The organism is Streptomyces aureus (assembly GCF_001418135.1).
Taxonomy (GTDB): domain Bacteria; phylum Actinomycetota; class Actinomycetes; order Streptomycetales; family Streptomycetaceae; genus Streptomyces; species Streptomyces aureus_A.
The window spans coordinates 1-5,803 of the sequence record NZ_LIPQ01000602.1; the positions used below are offsets into that span (position 1 = coordinate 1).

The following is a 5,803-nucleotide window of genomic DNA, read 5'->3' on the forward strand; positions in this document are numbered from 1 at the left end:
CGACCGCGGGGGCTCCGCCGCACGCAGCGCGCGGAGGGCGGCGGAGCCCCCGCGGTCGGGAAGCGCGAGCCGGGGGACGCGTACGTCCGGCTGGGCGAGTCGGTGCGTCACCAGCGCCTCGCAGTGCCCGGTCAGCGCGGCCTCCACCGCGGCCGTCCAGGTGAGCCCGGCCGCCGCGCCCGTCGGCAGCCGGTACGGCGTGCCTGTCGCGGGGGCCGGGTACGCCTCGGCCGCGGGGACCCTGCGCAGCCGGTCGGTGACGAGGTCCAGGCCCCAGACCTCACGTCCGCTCCGGGCGTCCGGAGCGGCGGCGAGGGTCCCGTACGCGGCGAGCGCGTCGAGCAGGGCCGCGAGGCGGGCGCTCCGGGCGTCCCGCCCGTGACCCCACACGGTGACACCCGGCGCGTCGGCGGGCAGCGGCCCGAACGGGTCGGGCACCTCGACCGCGCACCCCCACAGTCCGGTCGGCCCCGGCGTGGCCTCCGGGAGCGGCCCGAGGAGCCCGGTCCGGGCGTCCGCCACGGCGTCGATCCGCTCCAGCAGCCGTGCGGGGTCGACGGCCGCACCCCCGATCCGCCCGAGGAACGCCACCCGCGCCCCCGTCTCGGTGGCCGCCCGGGTGGCCGATCGACCGGGCCGGGGCAGGGGCACCACGGGGTGCCGTCCGCTGGACGACGTGCGCACGTCGGTACGCACGAGGTACGGCTCTCCGGCGAGCCCGCGGCCGCCCGCGACGCCTCCGACCCGTGCCGCTCCCGCGGCTCCGGCTTCTCCCGCTCCCGCGGCCGCGCCGCCCGCTCCGGGCGCTCCCGCGTCTCCGGTCCCTGCCACGGCGTCCGCCGCCCCCGCGCCGCGTCGACCCAGCCAGGCGCCCAGGAGCCGGTCGGCGATCCATTCCGACCACCCGGCGGCGAGCACGGCGTCGGCGGGGCCGTCCGCCGCGCCGCCCGCCGGCGCGGCGCCGAAGCCGACCGGCGCGGCGCCCACCGGCCCGTCCGGCCGGCCCTGCGGCGGAGCACCGCGCAGTCGCCGCCAGGCCGAGGCCGCCGCGGACCGGTCCGCGGGACCGAGCGGACCGGTCCACAGTTCGTCTCCGTGGACCAGCACCTGCCCCAGCCACACACCGGCCTCGGCGCACCGGTCGGCCGTGGCCGCCAACTCCGCTGCCGAACGCGCGACATGAAGCACGGCGTCGGCGGCCGTGAGCGTCTCCCCCTCCGCCCACTCCGCGAGGCCGCCGAGCGCCTCCGCGTCGCCCTCGCCCGTCCGGCGGACCCGGACGTCGCGGCACCCGGCCCGCGCCGCGGCCGCCGTGAGCGCCCGGAGCACGTGGCCCTCGCCGGCCAGCAGCAGCCGCCCGTCCGGCGCCGGTCCGGACCCGGTCCCGCGGACCGGCGGACCGACGTAGGCGTCGCCGTCCGCGCCGTCCTGTGGCGCGACCTCGTCGCGAGGCCGGTCGTCGTCACTCCATCGCGGACGCATGCGTCGGCTCCTGTCCCTGGATCACTGGCGGTCGGTCGAGGGGCTCCGCGCCCCCCGGACTCGATGAAAGGGGAAGGGGATAGGCAAACGATCAACGCGGGATATAGCGTGGCCGGATTCCCTTCGCGACGCCCGCCCGCGTGTGGCCGGCGGAGGCAAACCCCGCTCTGTCCACCGGGCCGATGAGGTCCTCCTCGCGGCCGAAGGCCTCGGCCCGGGTGCGCCGGGAACGGCTGGAACGCGTCGCGGCGCACCTCCTGTGCCTCGCGGACGAGGGTCGGCCCGTCCCGCGCTGTCGGTGCGAGGCCTTAGGGTCGATCCCACCAACGGAGCGGTGACCAAGGGGGAACGCGATGCAGGCGAAGGAGACACTGTTCGCCGATCTCGTACAGGGGAGGGCGCAGCAGTTCCAGGTGCCGCTCTACCAGCGGACGTACTCCTGGACCGAGAAGCAGCTCGGGCAGCTGTGGAGCGATGTGCTGGAGCAGGCCGAGCTGCTCGAGTCGGGGGACGGGGCGAGCACGCACTTCCTGGGCTCCGTCGTCCTGGCACCGTCCCCTCAGAACGAGGCGACGTTTCCGCGCTGGCTCGTCGTGGACGGTCAGCAGCGGCTGACCACCCTCTCCCTCGCCCTGGCCGCGATCCGCGACCACGTCGCGGACGCCGAGCCGGACGAGGCCGAGCGCATCGACGAGGAATACCTGGTCAACAAGCGCAAGACCGGCAGCGACCGCTTCCGGCTCCTGCCGACCCAGGCCGACCGGCCTCAGTTCGCCGCGCACGTGTGCGGACCGCTCGCGGCGCAGGCCGCCGGCGGGAACGTCGCCGCGGCCTACGGCTTCTTCCGCCGCAAGCTCGTCGAGGCGGACGATCCGGCCGCCCCGCAGGACGTCTTCCGCATCGAGCAGGCCATCACCTCCCGGCTCACGCTGGTGGCGGTGACCGCCGAGCGCGGCGACAACGTGCACCGCATCTTCGAGTCACTGAACAACACCGGCCTCAAGCTCAGTCAGGCCGACCTGCTGCGCAACTACCTGTTCATGCGGCTGCCCACCCGTGGGGAGCACGTCTACGAGACCTACTGGCTGCCGCTGCAGGACAGCCTGAGCAACGACGAGCTCGAACAGCTCATGTGGCTGCAGCTGGTGCTCGACGGGGACGACCGGGTGCGCCGCCAGGACCTGTACGCGGCTCAGCAGCACCGCTTCGAGCGCGGCGAGGTGACCGAGGCCGAGATCGAGGCGTACATCAGGGAGTTGTACCGGCACGGCACTCTCTTCCGCCGGTTGCTCCATCCCGAGGAAGAGCCGGACGCGGCGGTCCGCGCCCATCTGCGGCGCCTGGACGCCTGGCAGGCCCAGGTCACCTACCCCGCGCTGATGCTGCTCCTCGACCGACGCGAGCGGGGCGAGCTCGGATCCGCGGAGACGGCCCGCGCGATGTCGTACATCGAGAGCTTCCTGGTACGCCGGATGATCTGCCGGGTGCCGACCAACAACCTCAACAGGGTCTTCCAGTCCGTGCCCGGACAGCTCCCGATCGACGTGCCCGTGGCCGACGGCCTGCACCAGCTCCTCTCCGCCGACAACCGGTTCTGGCCCGACGACAAGGAACTGCGCGACAAGATCTGGACGGCGCCCTTCTACCAGTACGGACGCTGGCACCAGCGCAAGATGGTGCTCCAGCGGCTGGAGGAGAGTTACGAGCATCCCGAGCCGCTGGACTTCGCCGCCGCGCAGCTCACCATCGAGCACGTTCTGCCCCAGTCGGCCGGCGACGAGTGGCTGCGCATGCTGGCCGAGGACGCCGACGGCCCCGACACCGCAGAGGATCTGCACGCCCGGCTGCGGCACACCCTCGGGAACCTGACACTCACCGCAGTCAACTCGGAGCTGTCCAATCACCCCTTCGAGCGCAAGCAGGGCCTGTTCCAGGGGAGCCGCCTGGAGATGAACCGGCGGATCGCCGCCACCGAACGCTGGGGGATGCGGGAGATCCTCGCCCGCGCCGACGAACTCGCCGACCGCGCGATCACGCTCTGGCCGGCCCCGCTGCGCGGAGTCGGCCGCGCGGAACGCAGCCGGGACTGGCAGCTGGCCCACCAGGTGCTCGCGGCACTCCCCCACGGTACCTGGACGTCCTACGGCGACCTGGCCGCGTTCCTCGGCTCCGGCGCCCAGGCCGTCGGCAGCCACATGGCCAACACACCGGGGCTGGCGAACGCGTACCGGGTACTCACATCCGACGGCAAGGTCTCCGACGGCTTCCACTGGACGTCCCCGGACGACGGAGGCGACGTCCGGGCCAGGTTGAGCGCCGACGGCGTCCACTTCACGGTCAACGGTGCCGCCGACCCGGCGCAGCGCCTGACCGCCGACGATCTCGCCCTGCTGGTCGCCGCCGGCGGCGACGAACAGACGGACGGAGAGGACACCGCGCAGCGGACCGCGGAAGGCCAGGGCGGGCAGACGCGCGCCGACCGGTTCTTCCGTCAGCTCGCGGCGGACGACTCCCCCAGGACGGTGGAGGCAGTCCGGGCGATCTTCGCAGGCTGGGAAGAGCTCGGCGGCTGGATCGGACACGGGGCAGGCCATACGACCACCAGCGCGTACCTCATGCTCGGGGAGGCGGGCGCGCCGGGCCGCGGCATCTGGCCGCTGACGCTCTATCCGGGCGGCGGGCGCGGCGGCACGGCGGAGGTGGTGTTCCAGCACCTCGCCGCGCGCGAGCCCTTCACCGACCGCACGCTGCGCGCCGAGCTCCTCCGACGGCTCAACGAACTGGAGGGGGTGGCCATCCCGGAGGGAAAGCTGGAACTGCGTCCCAACCTCCGCCTGTCGCTGCTGGAGAAGGACCACAACCGCAAGCTGCTCGCCGAGACGCTGACGTGGTTCCGGGAGCGCTGGGAGAGCCGCGACGCGCTCTGAGACGCGGACGGCGCGAGCCTCCCGGTCACATGGCGCGTCGTGCGCCCTGGCGGTCCGCTCCCCGCCAGGGCGCCCTCATGACGTCCGACGGGGAGAAGCCCGGCCACGGTCTCCCGCGGTTCCCGCGACGATCCGGGGACTCGGCGGCTCCGCCGTACGACTGCTCCACCGCACCGGCACGGAAGCGGCGAGAGGCACGGGATGGGCGGACTGGACATACGCATGCGCGGGGTCGTCTGCCGGCACGGCCGCGCCGAGGCCGTGGCGGGGGTGGACCTGGAGATCGCCTCCGGCGAGCGGGTCGCCCTGACGGGGACGAACGGGTCCGGGAAGACGACGCTGCCGCGTGCGGTCCTCGGGATGCACCGGCACACGAGCGGCTCCATCGAGGTCGGCGGGCGCGGCGCGCGTTCGGCCGCCGAGTGGGCGTGGCGGCGCCGGTCGTGCGCCTGGATCCCGCAGAAGCCCGCCGCAGGCCGGTTCCCGCTGCGGGGCGACGAGCTGCTCGCGAGCAGCGGGGCGCCCGGCGAGGCGGTGCGGGCGGCCGGACGGCTCGGGGTCGGGGCACTGGCCTCGCGTCCCGTGGGCACCTTGTCCGGTGGGCAGTTGCAGCGCATGTACCTGGCGCGGGCGATCGGCTGTGTCGCCGCCGGCGCCCAGGTGCTGCTCGCCGACGAGCCGACCGCCGCCCTCGACTTCGAGGGGCAGGAGGAGGCGGCCGACGTGCTGACCGAGCTGCCGGTCACACTCGTGGTCGTGACCCACGACCGGGCGCTGGCGGACCGGTGCGACCGGGTCCTGGAGATGGCCTCGGGGCGGCTGCGGGAGGTGTGGCGAGCGCGCTCGCGGCAGCCGACCTCGGCGCCGTGCTCCAGCTCCTGCCGGTCCGGCGGGCGGGGACGGCGCTGCTCCTCGCGGCCGTCGGCCTGGCGGTGATCGGGGTCGTCATCGTGGGCCTCGACATCATGCCCGTGCGGTTCGCGATGATGCACGTGGCGCTGCTCGGCATCGCGGTCGGGCTGCTGACCGGCCTCGACCCGATGGTGTGCGCGCTGGTGGCGTGCGCGTTGTCGGGGGCGGGTGTCGCACCGCTGGCCCGGACACCGGCCGGGCTCTCGGGGGCCATGGGTCTGCTGATGAGCCTCGCCATCGCCGCCGCGCTGCTCGTCCTCGCCGTCTCCGGCGTCGACGCGTCGGGGGCCTTCGCCCTGCTGTGGGGGTCGATCCTCTCGGTCGGCACGGCGGACCTCGTGGTCCTCGGCGCGCTCGCCGTGGTCGTACCCGCACTGTTCTGGTGGCGGCGCCGTGAGGTGGCGCCGCTGCTGTACGACCGTGAGCTCGCCCAGTGCTCGGGAGTGCCGGTCCGCCGCCGTCGGTGCCGCGGCACCGGGGGA

General features: G+C 74.7%; 2 protein-coding genes and 2 pseudogenes. 3 read left to right on the top strand and 1 reads right to left on the bottom strand.

Annotation, left to right across the window (positions count from 1 at the left end):
- A pseudogene (locus AOK00_RS34790) lies at nucleotides 1–1,482 on the bottom strand (hypothetical protein); the annotation flags it as partial.
- Nucleotides 1,483–1,835: 353 nt separating this feature from the next.
- On the opposite strand from AOK00_RS34790, the gene AOK00_RS34795 reads away from it, so the two are divergent.
- The 3 genes and pseudogenes from AOK00_RS34795 to AOK00_RS34805 form a co-directional block, all read left to right on the top strand.
- Complete coding sequence (locus AOK00_RS34795) at nucleotides 1,836–4,409, top strand: GmrSD restriction endonuclease domain-containing protein (RefSeq protein WP_055604123.1); 2,574 nt, start codon at nucleotides 1,836–1,838, stop codon at nucleotides 4,407–4,409.
- Nucleotides 4,410–4,610: 201 nt separating this feature from the next.
- Nucleotides 4,611–5,240: pseudogene (locus AOK00_RS34800) on the top strand (metal ABC transporter ATP-binding protein); the annotation flags it as partial.
- Nucleotides 5,241–5,275: 35 nt separating this feature from the next.
- Nucleotides 5,276–5,803 (top strand): metal ABC transporter permease (locus AOK00_RS34805; RefSeq protein WP_254047614.1); only part of this gene is annotated, 528 nt, incomplete at its 3' end.

Coding starts and splice junctions, on each gene's coding strand:
- AOK00_RS34795 (WP_055604123.1), top strand. CDS start 1,836: ATGCAGGCGAAGGAGACACTGTTCGCCGATCTCGTACAGGGGAGGGCG.